Here is a 20,401-nt window from a genome sequence, read left to right on the forward strand (position 1 = left end):
TTAAGAAATGAAAAGAAAAATAATATATATACTAGCAATCGTTTCAGTAATGTTTTCAGCATGTTCTGAAGATTACCTTGAAACCGGACCTACCAACGAAATCTCTGATCAGGCTGTATTTGAAACTGCCGAAGGTGCTCAAACCGTGCTCGATGGTGTTAAGCGCGATTTGCGTGAATTTCACTCCAATCACGACCAGTTTGGCGTTAAAGCGATTGACCTTGCCCAGGATTTAATGGGTGAAGATATTGCTGTTGAACGTTTCCACTGGTTTGGTTACGATTATAACATCGATAACCGGAATGCAACTTATCGTCGTCCCACTTATACATGGACATTATACTACAGAGCCATTTATAATGTAAACGGTGTTATCAATAACATTGATGAAGCTGCGTCGGATAGTGAAGAGTTTAAGCAAAATCTGAAAGCTCAGGCACTTACAATCCGTGCGTTTTCATACTTCAGACTGGTTCAAATGTTCCAGTTTACATACAAAGGACATGAAAATGATCCGGGTGTGCCAATTTATCTTGAAGGTACAGTTGAAGGAAAAGAACGTAGTTCGGTTAGTCAAGTCTACGACCAGATCGTTGCAGACCTTGATGAAGCTATCAGCCTGTTCCAGTCAAGTGGTTTAGCTCAGCGTCATATCTCTGATCCAACGTTAAACATTGCCCAGGGAGTTCGTGCCCGTGTTGCACTTGTAATGAACGACTGGAACACTGCCGCAACAATGGCAAGTGCTGCCCGTAACGGATACAGCATCATGTCGCCGGATGATTTCTCAACCGGATTTGACAGCTACGCTGAACAAAACTGGATGTGGGGTCTTGAAATTAACGATGAGCAATCAACAATTTATGCCTCATGGTTCTCACATATGGACTGGACTATTGGCGGATATTGTGGTTTGGGATACAGCCCGAAATCATACAGCCTGGCCTTGTACAACGAAATGGATGATAACGATGTAAGAAAGCAACTGATTGATGCAACTGATGCCGAATCAGGTCGTTTGATCCCTTATAAATTTGCATCAGGTGGCGATAAAGAATTTGCCGCCGATTACGTAATGATGCGTCCTGAAGAGATGCTTTTGATTGAAGCAGAAGCCAGAGCTCGTAAAGGTGGTGAAGATTCACAAGCGCAAGCCTTGTTAAAAGAACTGCGCGATCATCGCTATTCAGTTGAAGCAACAGTTTCTGAAACAGGTCAGGCACTATTGGATGAAATTCTTTTAGAAAGAAGAATTGAACTTTGGGGTGAAGGCTTCAGAGGTTTAGATATCAAACGTCTGAAAATTCCGGTTGACAGAACAAACAGTAATCATGATCCTGTTGTTGCTGTTACCATGCAACTGCCTGCAGAATCAAATAAACTGGTTTACCAGATACCTCAGGATGAAATTGATGCCAATGATTTGATCAGTGAAAACGATCAGAATCCTTAATAGGTACAATTGAAATAATACAAGAAAGGGTTGCAGTACTGCAACCCTTTTTTTATGTAGTCCGGCATGTTCCGGCACAATAATACCTTAGAAACAATTTAAAACTTCATCAACGTAAATATTCAATTAAGCTTTTCTTTTGTAAGCACATTCAGATGTTTCATAAATAGCACTATTTTTATTTTTACCACATGTCAAGGTTGTTTACCATCATATTACTGTTTTTGGGGCTGTGTACTTCTGCACAGCGAAAGTTTGAAATATGGAACAAAAACCAGTTGACAACCCGCCTGAATGAACAGTTTTCGGTTAAAGTCGCCCAAAAGATTCAATATGCCACAACAAGTTCGCGACTCGAAGTGGTTTATGGAGAGGCTTATGTTGTGCATCGTGCAAAAGAGTGGTTGGATTACGGTCTTGGTTTTCGTTTGGTAAAATCGCAGCCGATTCAAAATACATGGATAACCGAAAACCGCCCCCTGGCCTATGTCAACTTTTCCGATCGTTTGAATGAATTTACAATCACTTTGGGCAACCGTTTCGAATATCGCAACTTCAAGAATCTGAACGATCATTTCAGGTACAGGCAGGCATTAACATTGCAGTTTCCGAAACTAACAACATGGGGAATGCAGTTTTATACTACGGAAGAAGCATTTATTAAGCTTAACGATAATGGAATCCACTTGCTGCGTTTTTATGGCGGTATAGTTGCTTTCACGGACAAATCCTTCAAACTGTCGGCTTATTATGCGCTTCAGAAGGCAAAACTGCTTAACAAGTGGATTTCTTCTGATGTTGTTGGATTAAACCTCGCTTTTACAATTTAATTTTTAGCTCCGGTTAAACCTTCTTTTATTGCAACTGTCAAAGCAGCAATATCTCTAATATTGAATTAAAACTTATGCAACAATGAAAAAATTAGGTTTAGTATTACTTGCACTATTCGCTTTTACTGTAGTTACAGTTGCTCAAAATCGTGGCCAGCGAGACTTCGATCCGAAAGAGAGGGCTAAACGCCAGACCGAAGAACTCACAAAAGAGCTTGACCTGAATAAAGATCAGCAAAAAAAGGTACTGGAACTGAATGAAAAATATTCAGAGAAGATGTCCGCAATGTTTGAAGACATGAGATCAGGTGGTGGAGACCGCGAAGCAATGCGCGAAAAAATGGGAAAACTCCGTGATGAGCAGAATAAGGAAATGAAAAAGATTCTCACCGAAGATCAATACAAAAAATACGAGAAGTACCTGGAAGAAAGACGTTCCAGGAGGGGACCGGGTGGTTCCGGTCGCCAGTAGATTGATACGGTGATAGTTTCGTTTAGTTAGTTTAAGGGCTGCATTTTGCAGCCCTTTTTTTATAGGTTGACTGCAGTAAAATCAGCAAAATAAAGATCAAATCTATTTTAAGCCCGAATCCGGGAGCATCGCTCTATTATCCTTCGGCTATTTATTTGATAAACGAATTTTTAAGGTCGAGCATTTTTATGGCAGTAACCGCAGCTTCATCGCCTTTATTACCCAATTTGCCTCCGGAACGATCGCGGGCCTGCTGCTCATTGTTGGTGGTAAGTACGCCAAAAATAAACGGCTTATTGTATTTCAGGTTTAAATCTTTGGTTCCCTGGGTAACGCCTTCACAAATGTAATCGAAGTGGCGAGTTTCGCCCTGAATAACACAGCCAAGCAAAATAACCGCATCAACATTGTCAAGCTCGGCAAAATACTGTCCGCCCAATGGCAGCTCAAACGTTCCGGGGACATATTTTACCGAAATGTTGTCATCAGTGGCACCGTGCTTTTTTAAGGTATCGATAGCTCCCCGTGCCAATGCCGATGTTATTTCCCAGTTCCACTCGGCTACCACAATGCCAAAGCTCATAGCTTCTGCCGATGGTACCGAATTTATATCGTATGCTGATAAATCTTTTGTTGCCATATTCGTTTGCTTTTATTTTTCGAACGTCTTAATAAACGGTGTTTTTCGAGTTCAGGACATAGCTCCCGGATTTGGATTTATATTACCCGAAACTCGTAATCACCAAAGTATTATAAATAAAAAACCCCTCGGAAAGAGGGGTTAAGTTATTGAATTTTATTCAACTTATCCAAGTTTAATTTTTACCCGCGCAATGTAACGGTCAGCATTAGTTGCTTCCGTCGATTCAGGATATTTAGTTTTAATATCCTTGTAAATCTTCATTGCATCTTCCAGTTCATCCATCGATTCCAGCAACTTTGCAGCTTTCATCATATAAATCGGAGCGGTAAGCTGGTTATCCGATATGGTGTAAGCTTTTTTGTAATGCTTTAAAGCTGTATCGCTTTCACCCAGTTCAAGGTAAGCATCGCCTTTTGCACCTTCTGCTACCGGAGCCAACAACAAATCGTCCGATTTAAAATCGTTCAGGTAATCCAGGGCTTCATCGTACTGTCCAAGATGCAGGTACGATATTCCGAGGTAATATTTTGCACGGTTAGCTGCTTTTGTAATGCCGTAGTCGTCAACAATATCAAGGAAACCAAGGTAGTTTCCATCGCCGTTAATAGCCAGGTTGAACGAATCTTTTTCAAAGTAATTCTCAGCCATAAACATTTGCGAATTGGCTTCCTCCTGCTTCGGCTGCAAATAAAACCTGTTAAATCCCAAATATCCGGCAACTACCAAAATAATTGCACCAACCACGTAGCTGATTATTGTTTGGTTATCTTCAATAAATTGTTCCGTTTTGGTTAACGCGCTTTCAAGTTCCTGTAAATTATCAGCTTGTTCCGTTTTTTTCTTAGCCATCTTGTTCTTTTTCGAAATTGTGCCGCAAAAATAGTTTTTTTTTCAAAACTGCTTAAGGGATGCTCTTATTATTTTGTAGAATAATCAACATTCAGCTGTTAATCTTTGGTTTTTACCAACAATTCAATAAAATGCTACCATTTTTAATAGTTTTGTAGCGGTTTAAACAACACCGGGAAGCATGCATATTGAAGAGATCTCAATCGTTAATTTTAAGAACATCAATGAAGTGAACATTGGCTTTTCTCCCAAACTGAATTGCTTCATAGGAAAAAACGGTGCCGGCAAAACCAACATGCTCGATGCCATTTATTACCTCTCTTTTTGTAAAAGTTTTTTTAATGCCGGCGATCAGTTGAATATCAACCACAACGAGAAGTATTTTATGCTGAACGGAATGTACCAGCGCCAGGATTCGAACGAAAATATTTCGTGTGGCATTCAGCAGGGACAAAAAAAACAATTCAAGCGAAATACCAAGCCTTACAAAAAGTTGCAGGAGCATATCGGGTTGATACCACTGGTAATGATTTCGCCTTCCGACAGCGAACTTATTTTGGGAGGAAGCGACGAACGCCGGAAATTTATGGACGGTGTTATTTCGCAGTACAACCAAAACTACCTCGACGATTTGCTGAAATACAACCGGGCACTCCAGCAACGGAATAACCTGCTCAAACAGTTTGCCGCCGACAGGTATTTCGATAAAGAACTTCTGGCAATTTGGGATAATCAGCTTGTTGAGTATGGAAAGCGTATCCATGAGCAACGCGCGCAGTTTGTTGAAAAACTCATTCCCGTATTTCAACGCTACTACTCGTTTATTTCTCAGGGAAGTGAGGAAGTGGGGTTAATTCATCAATCCGATCTGTACGATAAGGATCTGGAAAATGCACTAAACGAAGCGCAAAACAAAGATAGGGTAGTGCAGCACACCACCGTTGGTATTCATAAAGATGACCTCGTGCTTCAACTTGGCGATCATCCGATTAAGAAATTGGGTTCGCAGGGACAGAAAAAAACCTATCTGGTAGCATTGAAAATGGCACAGTTTGAATTTATAAAAGAGATTTCGGGCTTAAGTCCGATCCTTTTGCTCGACGATATTTTTGATAAACTTGACCAATATCGGGTAGAGCAGATTATTAGTACTGTGGCTGGCGAGCAGTTCGGGCAGATATTTATTACCGACACCAATCGCGAACATCTCGACACGATAATTAAGAAATTGCACGCAGATTTTCGTATTTTTAAGGTGGAGGACGGAACCGTGAAACTCGAAGAATGAGAAGGAGCAATACACAATCGTTAAGCGAGGTATTAAAAGAATACATCGAGCAACACCGCATCGAACGCAAATTAAAAGAAGTTGATGTGGTGGAAGGCTGGGAAAAACTTCTCGGTAAAACCATTGCACATTACACCCGCAACATTTATATCCGAAAAAGAATCCTGTTTGTCGAGATCAGTTCGGCAGTGGTTAAAAACGAACTTTTTATGATGCGCGAAGAAATTTGCAGGCGTATCAACGAAAACGCAGGTGAAGAAATTGTAGAGAAGATCATCTTCAAATAAACTTTCAGCTGCTTGTCAGTGCTGAAATCATCAAGAATAAGTAGTAATTGAGTTCCAGTCTGCTTAAAACCGTTCGGTTTTTGAGAAGAAGAAATCAGCTTCAATCATGGCATTTTCATCGCTGTCAGAACCATGCACTGCATTTTCAGTCATGCTTGTGGCGTATAATTTGCGCACTGTTCCTTCTGCCGCATTCTCAGGATTGGTGGCTCCAATCAACTGTCGAAAATCTTCAACGGCATTTTCTTTTTCCAGGAGTGCCGCTACAATGGGGCCGGAACTCATAAACTCCACTAACTTTTCGTAAAAAGGTTTTCCCTGGTGAACGACATAAAAGGCCGAAGCCTGATCCACGCTAAGCTTTGTAAATTTCATAGCCTTGATAACAAAGCCCGCTTCGTTGATCATTTTTAGGATTTCACCGATGTGATTGTCTTTTACCGCCCTGGGTTTTATCATCGTAAAAGTCAGTTTGCCTGCCATTTTCTATTTTCGTTTGGTTATACTACAATATTACTAAAAATAGGTTTATTTAACATTCCCCGACGATTAAGAATTAGTATATTTGTCCCTTCAAAAAAATAAAGCTTTGAAAAATACTGAATTACAGACTTTTAGTTCAATAAAAAATGCTTTGGAAACAGCCTCCCGGGTGTGTATTGTACCTCACGAAAATCCGGACGGCGACGCCATTGGTTCGGCGCTTGGCCTGGGCCAGGTATTAAAAAACCAGGGTAAAGAAGTAGCCGTGGTACCGGTAAACGAATACCCCGAATTTCTGAAATGGTTTTCGGCCGATGTTCCAGTGTTGATTTACGAAAAAGATAAAAAAGCTGCAAAAGCTGCACTGTTTGATGCAGATGTGCTGGTCTGCGTCGATTTTAACGAAGAAAAACGTGCGGGTCATCTTCAGAAAATGATTCATAAATACGACAAAACAAAAATTCTGATCGATCACCATCCGTACCCCACACAATTTTGCGATCATACCGTTTCGGAGACGCAATACAGTTCAACAGCCGAACTTGTGGTTGATGTTCTGGCTCAAACTGAAATGAGTTCATACATCGACACAAAAGCTGCAGAAGCGCTTTATACGGGCATTTTAACTGATACCGGCGGCTTTAGCCACAATACTTCGAAGAATACGTTCAGAGTGGTTTCAGAATTGCTGGAATATGGTATTGATACAGATAAAATTCAATCGGCGGTGTTTCACAATTTTTCGGCCGATAGAATGAAGTTACTGGGTTATTGCCTGAACCAGAAAATGGTAGTATTTCCCGAATACAGAGCTGCATACATCAGTCTTACCAAAGCCGATTTGGAGCAGTTTAATTTCAAACCCGGAGATACTGAAGGCTTTGTAAATTATCCGCTCTCGATCAATAATATTGTTTTTAGTGCTCTTTTTATCGAAAAAGAGGAGTATGTAAAAGCTTCTTTCCGATCGATAGGAAACTTTCCGGCCAATGCATTCTCACACGATAACTTCAATGGCGGTGGGCACCTGAACGCTGCCGGAGGTGAGTCGGAATTAAATTTTGAGGAAACAATTCAAAAGTTCACGCAACTTTTACCACAGTATAAACATCAGTTATTAGATACTGAAATTTAGGCAGCGATATTCTGTTGTCGTTTCCTGAAGTTTTTATTTATAACTGTTTGAATAGGAGTATGTTTTAAAATAAACTCACTCCCGTTCATATAAAATTGAAATTTAGAAAATGAAACTAGTTACAAGGTTGTTGATGATGGCGTTTGCCGGAGTGTTGGTGGTTTCGTGTTTGGAGGACCGGACCGATGATATGATCGAGAGAACCGCTGCAATGGAGCAGGAGGAACTGGCGATTTACCTCGACACACTCGCACAGAGAGGATTTGATGTAGATACCACCGAACTTGGTGTCTACTATGTGGTTGATTCGTTAGGAGACGGACCATTCCCAGTATCGGGTGATACCTGCACTGTAAAATATACCGGCTTTTTGTTGGGTGGCTATATTTTTGATGCTTCAATGTATCACAGTGCGGATAGTACCTATCAGTTTGTACTGAACGAAACTCCAATGATAGAAGGCTGGAACGACGGCGTGCAAACCATAAACAAAGGCACCACTTCTTATTTGATCATTCCTTCGGATCTGGCCTATGGAAGTGCAGGGTATTATCCGATTCGACCGTACGAAACACTTATTTTTAAGGTAGAAATGGTAGAAATTAAGCAAGCTTATTAAATTTGCACCCTAAATTCTTCAAACGAAGAAGTCAAACAGAATAAAAACATTATCAGATGAAGAAGATACTGGCGGGTTTATTTTTTATTTCAGGAATAGTATTCATGCTTGCCTGCGACGATGGTATTGATTATGAAAAGTTGAGACGCGAAGAATTAGCGAACCTCAAGACATATATCGACCAGGTTCATCCCGGAGCAGAACCAACCGCTTCAGGTTTATATTATTTCAATGAAGAAGGGACCGGAGAAGGCGATACCATAAAATTGGGCGATCAGGTGCAGATTTATTACGCCACCTGGCTGTTATATGTTGTTGACGAAGAAATCGACAGTATTCTCATCGATCAAACCAGTGGCTATCTGGACGGACACCGATACGAACCTTACCGGTTTATTCCCGGTGCCGGGAACTCCATTGCCGGGCTTGAAGAAGGCATTACGTACATGCAACCCGGATCGCGTTCAAAGTTGGTTATTAATTCAGAACTGGCATACGGACAACGGGGATCGAACGATGGAAGTGTTGGAATGTTTAAAACACTGATAATGGAAGTAGAAGTTTATAAGGTAATCCCCATCGAAATTCCTGAAGAATAATTCGCCAGGTTCTGAGTGAAATGAACAGAACAAAATTATTACGGCAATTATTACCCGGTTTTATTCCTCTTTTTGTGTTCATCGCTGCCGATGAAATCTGGGGGACTAAAATCGGGTTATTTGTTGCTGTAGGTGTTGGTATTCTCGAAATGTTGTGGATAGCTATTCGAGAGAAGCGATTCGAAAAGTTTGTACTTTTTGATACGCTTTTGCTGGTCGTTCTCGGTGCTGTTTCCGTTTGGCTCGATAACGACATATTTTTCAAACTAAAACCCGGATTAATTGAGCTTATCCTGATCGCAGTGTTGGGCGTTTCTGCATTTTCATCATTCAACATTATTGGTTTAATGGGGCAGCGTTACATGAAAGATGTGCAACTGAATGATGCACAAATGGCGCAAATGCAAACCAGCATGAAATACCTGTTCTACATTTTTACGGCACACACCGTTCTTGTTTTTTATTCAACTTTTTATATGAGCAAAGAAGCCTGGGCATTTATTAGCGGCGGTCTTTTTTACATCATTTTTGGAGTTTATTTTTTGTTTGAAATGTACCGGCAACGACGTATTAAAAAGCAACTTAGCCAGGAAGAATGGGTACCGTTGGTCGATGAGCAAGGAAAGGTAACCGGCCAGGCACCACGCAGCCAGGTGCACAACGGAAGCAAATTGTTGCATCCGGTGGTACATTTGCACGTACTAAATAATAATGGTTCGATACTCCTTCAAAAACGCCCTGTGAATAAATCGATTCAGCCCGGGAAATGGGACACGGCTGTTGGCGGACATATTTCGGCCGGCGAAACTTTGGAACAGGCGCTGAAAAAAGAAGCTTTTGAAGAAATTGGACTAAAAGATTTTACTGCACAACTTAGGAAAGTGTACAAATGGGAGTCGGAAGTAGAAGCAGAACTGGTTTACATGTTTATCTCCCACGATTTTAAAAAGGTTGCAATGAACAGGAATTCCAACTCATTAAAAAAGATGGAATCCTCCAATAATTATTCTGAAGAAGTTGATCAACTTAATTTCTGGACAAAAAATCAAGTTCAGAAAAATATTGGGAAAGGCATTTTCACTCCGAATTTCGAATACGAATTCAACCTTTTAAAAGAAAATGGTTCCCTGTAAATTCTTAAGGTACAATTCTTAATTCTTTATTTACGTGTAATTTTTCTTCTGCATAACAATGCTCTAAAACAGTAAATTAGGGGCAGATTTTACTATTCTATAATGAACATATGGTATTTATTTGTATATTTGAATAACAGCAATTAATGAAATTGCATTTGACTCTTTACAATTGTTTAAAATGTATTTTACAGTTCAACCGACTAGATATCAACTAACTTAAAACCATAACCGATGAAAAATTCAATCATTAAACAAAGTTTTTTGAGCGTAACTTTTCTTCTTATTATTCTGAGTTTTTCACTTTCAGTTCAGCCGGTTCAGGCTCAACAAATGAACAGTGATAATTGCGCTTATTTATCGAGCCTGCATGCAACAGCTAACGGAATGTCGTACTGGTACAGTAAAAAACAGGGCGGGCTGGAATTGATTACAGGAATTCCATACGAAGAGGTAGGTTGTACCAGGTGCCATGTTAATTCCTGCGACGAATGTCACAAAACCATGGTAAACAACAAACCGGTTTATTCTACCGCGGTTGCAGCCAGCCAGAAAACCTGCTTAAAATGCCACGCACGCGAATCGGCAATGATCATGAAAATTGACAAGGCGGCCAATACACCCGATGTTCATTTTAAAGCAGAAATGACCTGCATGGATTGTCACACTTCACGCGAGATGCACGGCGATGGGTCAAAATACCTAACCATGAAACAACCCGGAGCAATGGATGCTTCCTGCGAAGGTTGTCACGAGGAAGTCTCCGATAGCGAAGCACATACCGTTCATGGAGATAAACTGGATTGCAAAGCCTGCCATGTGCGTCATGTGATCAGTTGTACGAATTGCCATGTAGAAACCATGATCAATGAGAAGAAACGTGTGGCACAACCGGTTTCGCACTGGAAATTCCTGATGAATTACGAAGGTAAAGTTACTTCTGCCAATATGCAGACCTTTGTGGCTCCGGGAAATAAAACACTTTTGATCTTTGCTCCGCAATTCAGTCACTCGGTTAAGAAAGACGGCGATAAGTGTGAAGACTGTCACGGAAACGAAAATGTACTTAAGGTTGCCGGTAAGAAGATCGACCTCACCTGGCTGGAGAACGGAAAAGTGATGCAAACAAAAGGCGTTATTCCTGTAGTTGACGGTGTAGAATATAATTCGGTCTACCAAAACCATAAAGATGGTGTATGGACTCCTATTGAAAATCCGGAAAAACCTGTATTGCAATACGTAGGATTCGGGACACCACTTTCGGCGGAACAGTTAAAGAGTATGGAAAAAGAAGTTGATAGATAATCGATTATAAGATTGTGGAACAGGGTTTAGGGCAGAATTGAATCCTTGAAACATGGCGCAACAGGAGGTATTTTGCCTCCTGTTTTGCTTTTTAACCCAGGAGGAATATTACGGGCTGCTTATGTAAATCCGGAACTTTACCTTTCCAGTGCTGAATGGTTTTGGTTTGAATAAACTCATTTTCTCCGGTAATATTTTCTGCAATACAAAGCAGGGTAGTAGGGGAACAACTCTTCAGAATGTCTTCAACAAGTTGATTGTTTCGGTATGGTGTTTCTATAAATATTTGGGTTTGTCGACTGGTTCTGATCTTCTTGTCAAGTGCTGATAATTCACGGCTGCGTTCGTTGGGTTTTACTGGCAAATAACCGCGAAATGCAAAATCCTGACCGTTCAATCCCGAGGCCATCAAGGCCAGCAAAATAGACGATGGTCCAACAATCGGCACGACTTTTAATTCTTTTTGATGAGCAATGCGTACTACATCGGCTCCGGGATCGGCAACACCCGGGCAACCTGCCTCAGAAATAACGGCCACATCATTACCGGCTTCCAAAGGTTTCAGAAAATGGGGCAGGTCTTTCGGATCGGTGCGTTTATTAATCTCGTAAAACGTACAGGCATTAATATCAATATCGCGGTTCACCTGCTTCATAAAACGCCGGGCAGTACGTATATTCTCAACAATAAAAAAGCGGGTATTCGTGAGAACCGGTAAAACACCAGCCGGCAATACATTTTGCCAGTTGCCTTCGGCTAAAACATTTGGTACAAGATAGAGTGCTGCCATTCAGAAAAATGATTTGGACAAAATTAGTTATTCTCTGCAAAATTTACAGCTTTTCTTAAATTTGCCGGATGACTCCAATGAAACAACCCAATATAGAAGCTACATTTTTAGGAACCGGAACATCGCAGGGAGTTCCTGTGGTTGCATGTAATTGCGAGGTATGCAGTTCAACCGACCTGCGTGATAAACGGCTGCGTTCGTCGTTGCTGCTTACAGTTAACGGGCAAAACCTGGTGATTGATGCCGGACCCGATTTTCGTCAGCAAATGTTGCGCGAAAACGTTGGTTCGCTGCGAGCCATTCTGCTGACGCATGAGCATGTCGATCATATTTTTGGCCTCGACGATATTCGGTCTTACAACTGGATACAGAAACATCCGATGGAAATTTATGCGGAGAAACGTGTACAGGAAGCCATCAAGAGAATATTCAGTTATGTATTTGCTGAAAACAAGTATCCGGGAATTCCGAAGATGAAACTGAAAAAAGTGGATAATGCGCCCTTCGCAGTTGATGGGATTGAAATTACACCGGTTCGATGTTATCATCATAAACTTCCGGTCTATGGTTATCGTATTGGTGATTTAACATACATAACCGATACAAATTCGATCCCTGCAGAAGAGATGGAGAAAATAATCGGGAGTAAAATTCTGATCATAAATACGCTTCGGAAAGAAAAACACATTTCTCATTTTAACCTCGATGAAGCGCTTGAAATTATTGAGAAAGTTCAGCCGGAGAAAGCTTATTTAACACACATCAGTCATAATTTTGGTACCTACAGTGCTATTCAAAAAGAATTACCGGAAAATGTTTTTATGGCCTATGACGGGTTGAAACTGGAACTTTAGTCGGTTCTTCCTTTTTTGAACCAGGGAAACACAATAATCAGAGAAGCTGTAAGATAAAGAATTCCGGCGAGTAAAAAGGCTTTGTTCAAACTGATGTTATCGGTGATCCATCCCAATAAAGGGCCAATTCCTGCAAAAGTAATCCGGATCACAAAATTTCTGACAGATAGCATAGTGGCCCGAACCTCGCTTTCTGTGTATTGATTAATGTAGTTTTTGAAAATTGGTGTTGCAATTCCACGCACTAGGTAAAAAATAAATAAAAATGCGAGTCCCCAGTAGGAAATAACGGTTCCGGAAAGCACATATCCGGCCGAAAGCACAAGTATTACCATTAATATCGACCAGCGTCTCCCGAGAAATTGAGCCACTTTATATGAAAAAACCGATGACACACCAACCGTTAAATTCAACGCCGTCCACAAAATACCGAACATTTCAAGGGGCAGCCCGATAGCTTCGAAGAATGGCTGGACCAACCAGGCAAAAGTAAGTGTGGCTGTACCGGTTACTGCTGAAAGCAAAATGGAAATACGCAAATTCTGATCCCGGACAAAAGTGTTTCGGATATTTATTGCCAGCTTTTTAACCGATAATGCTTGTATTTTGGCATGTACTTTTGGTTCGATCATGGTTAGCGCGGCAGGAATGGCCATGGATGCAACAGCAAATTGGAAATAGAAAGGAGCACGTAAACTAAAATAAACAAGTAAGCCACTTATTACGCCGGCTATCGCTTCTGAAAAATTACCAACGGAAGTGATCTTTCCTTCTTCCCGAATGTACCGGTCTGTTCTTTTATCGGCTTTTAAACTATCGTAAAGCATAGCCGAATCGGCACCTGAAACAAAGGAATGACCGATTCCAAGAATGATTTCAGCAATCACAAAGGCCCAAAATCCATAGGAAAAACTGTAGATCAGAAAACCGGCACTACCGAGAATGCTTCCAAGAATCAGTGTTTTCTTACGGCCCCAAACATCTGCCATCCAACCCGACGGGATTTCCATGGCAACAATGGCCACCGAATAAATGGCTTTCAATACAAAAATTTCGTGCATACCCATGCCGTTATCCTTATAAAATGGCACAAGGATGGGCATTACCATGTTAAACCATTTCGAGATTTTTACCAGATAAAGGCGCGGTATATTTTTGCTGAATTGCGACATATTACGGCGCAAAAATAGCAATCCATCTGAATAATTTAGAATGAAAATTGTCCGATTGGTGGGATGAGTTTAAAAGAAGAGTTTTACATTTGCGAATAACAGACAATAAGACAAAAAAGATCATGCAAATTACTATTCCAAAGAACTACAAATCGGTTTTGGATGTGAATCAAACCGAACAAGCGATTAAACAAATCAAAGATTTTTTTCAATTGAATTTAGCTTCCGAGTTGCGTTTGCGGCGGGTTACAGCGCCACTTTTTGTAAAGCAGGGTACTGGTATCAACGACGACCTGAACGGAATTGAACGTCCTGTTTCGTTCCCGATGAAGGACATGGATGAGCAGGTAGCTGAAATTGTGCAGTCGCTGGCAAAATGGAAACGCCTGGCTGTTGCTGAATTGGGAATCAGGGAAGGATTTGGTATTTATACCGATATGAATGCCATCCGGCCTGATGAAGAACTGACCAATATTCATTCTTTGTACGTCGATCAGTGGGATTGGGAACGTGTTATCAGTGAAGATCAACGCAACCTCGATTACCTGAAATACATTGTAAAGAAAATTTATGCCGCATTAGTAAGAACCGAGTTCCACATTTGCGAAACTTACCTGGATATTCAACCCGAATTACCCGATGAAATTACCTTTGTTCATGCCGAAGAATTAGAGGCAAAATATCCTGAGCTAACTCCTTTTGAACGCGAAAGCGAAGAGGCGAAAAAACATGGTGCTATTTTCGTAATTGGTATTGGTGGTGAATTGCCCGGAGGACAGATTCACGATGGACGTGCACCCGATTATGATGACTGGAGTACACCAACCGGTAATGGTCTCAAAGGACTGAACGGCGATATTATATTATGGAACAACGTGTTGAATCGTGCTTTTGAGATCTCGTCGATGGGGATCAGGGTAAACCGCGAAGTATTGCTCGAGCAACTGCGTATCAGAGGAGCCGAAGAAAGAAAAGAATTGCTTTGGCACCAGAAACTGCTAAATGGCGAACTACCGCTTTCCATTGGTGGTGGTATCGGTCAATCGCGTTTATGCATGTACTTTTTACGCAAGGCTCACATTGGTGAAATACAATCGAGTATCTGGCCCGATAAAATGATTGAAACCTGCAAAGTAAACGGAATCAATCTGCTTTAAACTGTTCGAAATGTGCATTTTACAAAAGCCGAATTTGTAAATTGCAGATTCGTGTTTGTTTTTTGCAATTTGATTTATACTTTTGCACGGCAAAATAAGGCTGCCCCGGTAGCTCAGTTGGATAGAGCAACTGCCTTCTAAGCAGTAGGTCATGGGTTCGAATCCCGTCCGGGGTACTAAAAGGTCAGCTAGTTACCGTTAAATGTAATTAGCTGATTTTTCTTTTATACGCAGGTTTTTACAGAGCAATATAACCCAAGATGTAAACCATTTTACCTCATGAATACTCCAGTTTAAGTAGTATGTTTTAAGTCTAAAACCCTTGCTAATGGCGAGAATCCGCGAATGTTGCATGTAAACAAGGATGGTAAGAGGAAATACAAAAGTCTAGGTATTTCTGTAACCCAAAATCACTAGGACTGCAAAAAAAAGTGCTAAACTATTGTTTGGATAATCAAAATTTTGCCTTAAGTAAGTTTCTACCTATAAGAAACAATCAAGTAAATAAAGCTAGGGTACTCTCTGGCATGATATTTGGATTTTTATGTAAAACATAAATCATGAAAAAATCTATCTTAAACCTATTAATTGTTGTTTCATTTATCTCATATTTATCTTGTAGTGACAAAAAAGATGATCCTCTGAGTGAGGAATATCTGGAAGTAGAGGTAAATGGTAAAAAATATGATGGTATCGTAGAAGAATTGTCATATTATGACACAGAAACTTGTGATAATAAGAGGGGTACTCGTGTAAATGTGGGTGAATTTGAAAATTCAGATTTTTACATAGATCTACACATTATGCATTATACTGATTTAGATGATTTTATTTCTGCAGGAGAAGGCAATTATAACATTCAAAATTCCGTAGGGATTAAAGACTTATGTAATTTCGAAGCTGCTGTGAGATTCAAAGATTACACACAGGGCGACTACCTAACCAACATCAAAGATGGTGGTACACATACAATTGCAGAAATTAAAAAATTAGATGAAAACAGCCATTTCATTCTCTATGCAGCTAAAGGGAATATTAATTGTAAGTTCATCAATAAAAGTCAGGAAGAAATATCTGTTGTGCTAAATTACAAAGTTCTTCTACTCGTGTACTCAACCGATAACTTGGATTAGCTTCAACAATTTCAGTTCTCTAAGAAGTATTAACCTCGTAATTCAGGAATTTGGTTGATGTTTTTCGTGAAAACTTTGCTTTATCAGTATAAGATTTTTTTCTTTCATTAATTGGAAGAGCCGTTTAATGTGACCACACTTCCACGATTTAAGTTGACCACTAATACTGGAGTAAATAGACCTAATTATATTCAGCATTTTCTAATATTTCGAAACATTGTCCCATATAGAGACGATTGCTTTTTGGGGTGTAGATTGCTAATGTGTTGAATTTTAGTTTTTTACAATACTTGGATTGACTTTTGATAAGGGGAATGTGCTTTACAGGAGTATAAACTAAACAAATTTTAAATACACAGCACAATCTGGAAACAGACATGTGTATCATTTACAAACCAAAATTTAGTATTATGGAAACTTTTCTATTTGTTTTATTCGCGATCTCTTTTGTTGGATTCATTTTCAGCCTTGTACTGCTGTACAAACTTTTATATGGCGACAAAAAAAGAGAAAAACATTTGCCGATAAATAATTAGCCGAAGTTTAGGACGCAGACTCATCAATTGTTCTAACCTCAAGATTTTATTTAAGAATTGGATCGATTCGTTTTTTCGAACAGAAATGAAATTTCTGTTGTATGATCCGATAAAGGAGAATTTATAAACTGAAGCATCCTGTTTACGGGATGCTTCTTTTTATGTCATTTCATCCTTATTAATATTTCCGCTTATTGAATAGCGTTGATTCCCACAAGCGATTTGTGTTTTCCTTCCGATAATTCTGCTGATACTTTAGATTAATTCAATCATATTTAATAACTTACATAAAACTAAAAATCGATTGAAATAACTTCATGATTTTGGAATCAACAAACTTTTCAATGTGCATTTTGTTAGCTAATACTTAGTAACCATAATTATAAAAAAAATAACATGAAGACAAATCTATTTCTGCTTGTCATCGCCATGTTTGTTGCTCTGTCATCAGCGGCACAGGTAGATGCTTCGCTATTTCGGTATACCGATGTTTCTGAATTAAAAATTGCCTTTGTTTATGCCGGTGATATCTGGCTGGTTGACAAAGATGGCGGACAGGCATCGCGATTAAGTTCTCCCGAAGGAGAGGAAGTAAAACCCAAGTTCTCACCCGATGGACAGACCCTGGCTTTTTCGGCCAATTACGATGGCTCAATGGATGTTTACACCGTCCCTGTTAACGGGGGACTTCCTCAACGCATTACCTGGCGTGGCAGTATCGTTACCGACTGGCATCCCAGTGGCGAAAAGATTATGTTTGCCACTTCAAAGGAAAGTGGCAGGCAGCGTTTTTCGCGGTTATTTACCATTGACAAAGACGGAGGATTACCCGAAGTTCTGCCTCCTGCTTATGCCGAAGTCGGAGTTTTTTCTCCCGATGGAAAGTATTTGGCTTTTACCGATAAATCGCGTTTAAACCGAACATGGAAAAGATACCGGGGAGGAATGGCCCCAGATATTTATGTAATGAACCTGGAGGATTACACCACCCAAAACATTACAAATAACAATGCCAGTGATGAGTTACCCATGTGGAGCGAAAATAAAATTTATTACCTGTCAGATAATGGTCCTGAAAAACGATACAATATCTGGTGCTATAATGTTGATTCGAAAACAAATCGTCAGGTCACTGATTTTTCTGAATTTGACGTTCACTTTCCCTCAATTGGACCAGATGATCTGGTTTTTGAAGCGGGTGGTGATTTGTATTTGATGAACCTGTCGACCGAAGAAACCAAACAAGTTGAGATTACTGTGCTTACCGACCAAATGGCAAGTATGCCAAAAAATGTAAAAGTGAACAAATACCTGATAGGAGCTGATATTTCTCCCGACGGAAATCGTGTAATAGCTGAAGCACGTGGAGAAGTTTTCTCACTCCCTGCCGAAAAAGGATTCATATTGAATCTTACCCAAAGTTCAGGTGTTGCAGAACGTTCGCCGGCCTGGTCGCCCGACGGAAAAACAATAGCGTGGTGGAGCGATGCTTCAGGAGAATATGAACTAACGCTTTATGATGTTGAAAAGGAAACCTCAAAAACTGTTACTTCACTGGGACCCGGGTTTCGCTACGATTTGTACTGGTCACCAAATTCGAAGAAACTGGCTTTTATTGATCAAACCATGAGCATAAAAGTGTGTGATGTAGAAAGCGGCGAGGTCAAAGAAATAGATAAAGCACTGTGGATGATGCACGGTCCATTGCAAGGATTTTCTGTTTCCTGGTCGTCGGATAGCCGTTATGTGACGTGGAGCAGAGGAGTAGAGAACCGTAATTCAGTCGTGTTTATTTACGATGTACAGGAAAATCAGAAACATGCCGTAACGTCTGAATTTTACAGCAATACTTCGCCTACCTTCGATCCGGACGGAAAATACCTTTATGTGATCACAAACCGCTCGATGACGCCCGACTACAGCGATTTCGATAACACTTTTATTTATTCAAAGTCATCACAAATTGCAGCTATCAGTCTTCAGAAAGATACTCCATCTCCCATTGAACCTGAAAATGATAGGGTAGAGATAAAAGAAGACGAAGATAATAACGGTGACAAGGAAACTGAAGAAAAAGACGAATCGGAAGAAGAGGAAGAGGCAATTAACACTGATTTTGACGGATTGGAACAACGCCTCGTTATATTGCCGGTTGATGCAGGTAATTATCAAAGCCTGGCAGCTACCAAAGGAAAAGTGATTTTTCATGACTTGACGAATACCAGTGGTGAAAATGCAAAAAGGCCAGTTGTTTACTGGGACTTAAAAGATCGCGAACTCAAAACGATTATTGATAATGCCGATGGATTTGTTATTGCTGCGAACGGCGAAAAAATGTTGGTTATGAGTAAAGGCCAGCTGAGTGTAATCGGTGTAAATGAGAATCAGAAAGCAGAAAAGTTCGTGCCACTTCAGGATATGGAAATGAATGTGGTTCCGAAAGAAGAATGGAAACAATTGTTTGCCGATGCCTGGCGGATTGAACGTGATTATTTCTACGACAAAAACATGCATGGATTGGATTGGAATGCCTTGAAAAAGAAATACGGTGAGCTAATTGAACAGGCTGCCAGCCGCGAAGATGTGAACTTTATCCTCGGAGAGTTGATCGGCGAAATGAACGCATCACATACATACAAAGGCGGCGGCGATCTGGAACAAGCACCTCGTCAGAAAACCGGATATTTGGGTGTTGACTGGGCGATTAGCGATGGTGCATACCGAATCAAAAATATATTGAAAGGCGCCAAATGGGATGCCGAAGCACGTTCTCCACTTGCCGAGCCCGGAGTTGACGTGGAAGAAGGAGACTATATTTTGAAAGTGAACGGACTACCTCTATCAGTGGATAACGAGCCAGCTGCCGCGTTTCAGGGGCTGGGCGGCAAAACCGTTGAACTTACGGTTAGCAAGACGACTTCGGAAGCTGATGCCATAAAAGTGGTTGTAAAATTGCTTGATGATGAATCGAGGCTTCGTCATTTAGCCTGGATAGAAGCCAAACGCCAGAGGGTAGACGAAGCTACCGATGGAAAAGTGGGTTACATTTATGTGCGAAGCACCGGAATTGATGGGCAAAATGAGCTGGCTCGCCAGTTTTACGGACAATGGAATAAAGATGGTTTGATCATCGACGAGCGTTTTAACAGCGGTGGGCAGATTCCCGATCGTTTTATTGAATTGTTAAACCGCAAAGCTTTGGCTTACTGGGCCGTTCGTGACGGCCACGACTGGCAATGGCCGCCGGTTGGTCATTTCGGACCAAAAGTAATGCTTATAAATGGCTGGAGCGGATCCGGAGGAGATGCCTTCCCCGATTATTTCCGCAAAGCCGAGCTCGGACCGCTGGTTGGATCGCGCACATGGGGCGGTTTGATTGGGATAAGCGGAACTCCTTCACTGATCGATGGAGGAAATGTTACTGCACCAACATTCAGAATGTATGATCCTGATGGAAAATGGTTCCTCGAAGGACATGGTGTCGATCCGGATGTTCCGGTGGCCGAAGATCACGAGAAACTGGCTAAAGGGATAGATAATCAACTGGAAAAAGCAATTGAGATCGTAAAAGATCAGTTGCAGAAAAATCCGGTATCGTGGCCAAAACACGAACCTTACGAATCGCGGTAGTCAACATTTAATAATATGAAACAGGGAATTGAA

The 20,401-nt window shown here is 40.7% G+C and carries 19 protein-coding genes, 1 tRNA gene and 1 pseudogene; 16 read left to right on the plus strand and 5 right to left on the minus strand.

Features of this window, described 5'->3' with window-relative positions; all coding sequences use genetic code 11:
* Nucleotides 1-7 precede the first annotated feature (7 nt).
* The 3 genes from WFY05_RS08195 to WFY05_RS08205 all read left to right on the plus strand — a co-directional run bounded on the left by WFY05_RS08195 (nucleotide 8) and on the right by WFY05_RS08205 (nucleotide 2,755).
* Nucleotides 8-1,453, plus strand: a complete 1,446-nt coding sequence (locus WFY05_RS08195; protein WP_340112313.1) for a RagB/SusD family nutrient uptake outer membrane protein — start codon at nucleotides 8-10, stop codon at nucleotides 1,451-1,453.
* Between the two features lie 191 nt (nucleotides 1,454-1,644).
* Entirely contained in the window at nucleotides 1,645-2,283 is a 639-nt protein-coding gene (locus tag WFY05_RS08200) for a DUF2490 domain-containing protein (RefSeq protein WP_340112314.1), read from the plus strand.
* Nucleotides 2,284-2,365: 82 nt separating this feature from the next.
* Nucleotides 2,366-2,755, plus strand: a complete 390-nt coding sequence (locus tag WFY05_RS08205; protein ID WP_340112315.1) for a DUF4890 domain-containing protein — start codon at nucleotides 2,366-2,368, stop codon at nucleotides 2,753-2,755.
* Nucleotides 2,756-2,906: 151 nt separating this feature from the next.
* Here WFY05_RS08205 and ribH read toward each other — a convergent pair whose 3' ends face one another.
* Nucleotides 2,907-3,395, minus strand: a complete 489-nt coding sequence (gene ribH / locus WFY05_RS08210; RefSeq protein WP_340112316.1) for a 6,7-dimethyl-8-ribityllumazine synthase — start codon at nucleotides 3,393-3,395, stop codon at nucleotides 2,907-2,909.
* Between the two features lie 165 nt (nucleotides 3,396-3,560).
* Nucleotides 3,561-4,247: a tetratricopeptide repeat protein gene (locus tag WFY05_RS08215; RefSeq protein WP_340112317.1), complete on the minus strand. Its 687-nt coding sequence runs from the start codon at nucleotides 4,245-4,247 to the stop codon at nucleotides 3,561-3,563.
* A 181-nt stretch (nucleotides 4,248-4,428) separates the two neighbouring features.
* On the opposite strand from WFY05_RS08215, the gene recF reads away from it, so the two are divergent.
* Complete coding sequence (recF, locus tag WFY05_RS08220; RefSeq protein ID WP_340112318.1) at nucleotides 4,429-5,535, plus strand: DNA replication/repair protein RecF; 1,107 nt, start codon at nucleotides 4,429-4,431, stop codon at nucleotides 5,533-5,535.
* A complete protein-coding gene (locus WFY05_RS08225) occupies nucleotides 5,532-5,822 on the plus strand; it encodes a DciA family protein (protein WP_340112319.1) in 291 nt (96 codons plus the stop codon). The genes recF and WFY05_RS08225 overlap by 4 nt, the downstream gene beginning before the upstream one ends.
* A gap of 63 nt (nucleotides 5,823-5,885) precedes the next feature.
* On the opposite strand, the gene WFY05_RS08230 is transcribed toward WFY05_RS08225, so the two are convergent.
* Nucleotides 5,886-6,305, minus strand: a complete 420-nt coding sequence (locus WFY05_RS08230; protein WP_340112320.1) for a nucleoside-diphosphate kinase — start codon at nucleotides 6,303-6,305, stop codon at nucleotides 5,886-5,888.
* Between the two features lie 106 nt (nucleotides 6,306-6,411).
* Between WFY05_RS08230 and WFY05_RS08235 the strand changes: the two genes are divergently transcribed.
* From WFY05_RS08235 to WFY05_RS08255, 5 genes are all read left to right on the plus strand, one after another.
* Complete coding sequence (locus tag WFY05_RS08235; protein WP_340112321.1) at nucleotides 6,412-7,440, plus strand: DHH family phosphoesterase; 1,029 nt, start codon at nucleotides 6,412-6,414, stop codon at nucleotides 7,438-7,440.
* Between the two features lie 109 nt (nucleotides 7,441-7,549).
* Nucleotides 7,550-8,059, plus strand: coding sequence for an FKBP-type peptidyl-prolyl cis-trans isomerase (locus tag WFY05_RS08240; protein WP_340112322.1), 510 nt, complete (start codon nucleotides 7,550-7,552; stop codon nucleotides 8,057-8,059).
* Between the two features lie 56 nt (nucleotides 8,060-8,115).
* Nucleotides 8,116-8,658: an FKBP-type peptidyl-prolyl cis-trans isomerase gene (locus WFY05_RS08245; RefSeq protein WP_340112323.1), complete on the plus strand. Its 543-nt coding sequence runs from the start codon at nucleotides 8,116-8,118 to the stop codon at nucleotides 8,656-8,658.
* Nucleotides 8,659-8,678: 20 nt separating this feature from the next.
* Complete coding sequence (locus WFY05_RS08250) at nucleotides 8,679-9,791, plus strand: NUDIX domain-containing protein (RefSeq protein WP_340112324.1); 1,113 nt, start codon at nucleotides 8,679-8,681, stop codon at nucleotides 9,789-9,791.
* 234 nt (nucleotides 9,792-10,025) lie between these two features.
* Nucleotides 10,026-11,096 (plus strand): hypothetical protein, encoded by a 1,071-nt coding sequence (locus WFY05_RS08255; RefSeq protein ID WP_340112325.1) that lies wholly within the window; start codon nucleotides 10,026-10,028, stop codon nucleotides 11,094-11,096.
* 91 nt (nucleotides 11,097-11,187) lie between these two features.
* On the opposite strand, the gene WFY05_RS08260 is transcribed toward WFY05_RS08255, so the two are convergent.
* Nucleotides 11,188-11,886, minus strand: coding sequence for an SAM-dependent methyltransferase (locus tag WFY05_RS08260; RefSeq protein ID WP_340112326.1), 699 nt, complete (start codon nucleotides 11,884-11,886; stop codon nucleotides 11,188-11,190).
* Nucleotides 11,887-11,954: 68 nt separating this feature from the next.
* On the opposite strand from WFY05_RS08260, the gene WFY05_RS08265 reads away from it, so the two are divergent.
* A complete protein-coding gene (locus WFY05_RS08265) occupies nucleotides 11,955-12,740 on the plus strand; it encodes an MBL fold metallo-hydrolase (protein ID WP_340112327.1) in 786 nt (261 codons plus the stop codon).
* On the opposite strand, the gene WFY05_RS08270 is transcribed toward WFY05_RS08265, so the two are convergent.
* A complete protein-coding gene (locus WFY05_RS08270; RefSeq protein WP_340112328.1) occupies nucleotides 12,737-13,912 on the minus strand; it encodes an MFS transporter in 1,176 nt (391 codons plus the stop codon). The two genes, WFY05_RS08265 and WFY05_RS08270, sit on opposite strands and share 4 nt — an antisense overlap.
* Before the next feature lie 122 nt (nucleotides 13,913-14,034).
* Between WFY05_RS08270 and asnA the strand changes: the two genes are divergently transcribed.
* The 5 genes and pseudogenes from asnA (at nucleotide 14,035) to WFY05_RS08290 (ending at nucleotide 20,368) form a co-directional block, all read left to right on the plus strand.
* Nucleotides 14,035-15,069: an aspartate--ammonia ligase gene (gene asnA / locus WFY05_RS08275; RefSeq protein ID WP_340112329.1), complete on the plus strand. Its 1,035-nt coding sequence runs from the start codon at nucleotides 14,035-14,037 to the stop codon at nucleotides 15,067-15,069.
* Nucleotides 15,070-15,171: 102 nt separating this feature from the next.
* A tRNA-Arg gene (locus tag WFY05_RS08280) sits at nucleotides 15,172-15,245 on the plus strand.
* Between the two features lie 136 nt (nucleotides 15,246-15,381).
* Nucleotides 15,382-15,486, plus strand: a pseudogene (locus WFY05_RS22255) (Arm DNA-binding domain-containing protein); the annotation flags it as partial.
* Nucleotides 15,487-15,629: 143 nt separating this feature from the next.
* Nucleotides 15,630-16,202 carry a hypothetical protein gene (locus WFY05_RS08285; protein WP_340112330.1) on the plus strand — a complete coding sequence of 191 codons (573 nt, stop codon included), beginning with the start codon at nucleotides 15,630-15,632 and terminating at the stop codon, nucleotides 16,200-16,202.
* 932 nt (nucleotides 16,203-17,134) lie between these two features.
* Nucleotides 17,135-20,368, plus strand: a complete 3,234-nt coding sequence (locus WFY05_RS08290; protein ID WP_340112331.1) for a S41 family peptidase — start codon at nucleotides 17,135-17,137, stop codon at nucleotides 20,366-20,368.
* The last annotated feature ends 33 nt before the right edge of the window (nucleotides 20,369-20,401 follow it).

The sequence above is a fragment of the Maribellus mangrovi genome (genome assembly GCF_037646455.1).
In the GTDB taxonomy this organism is placed as follows: domain Bacteria; phylum Bacteroidota; class Bacteroidia; order Bacteroidales; family Prolixibacteraceae; genus Draconibacterium; species Draconibacterium mangrovi_A.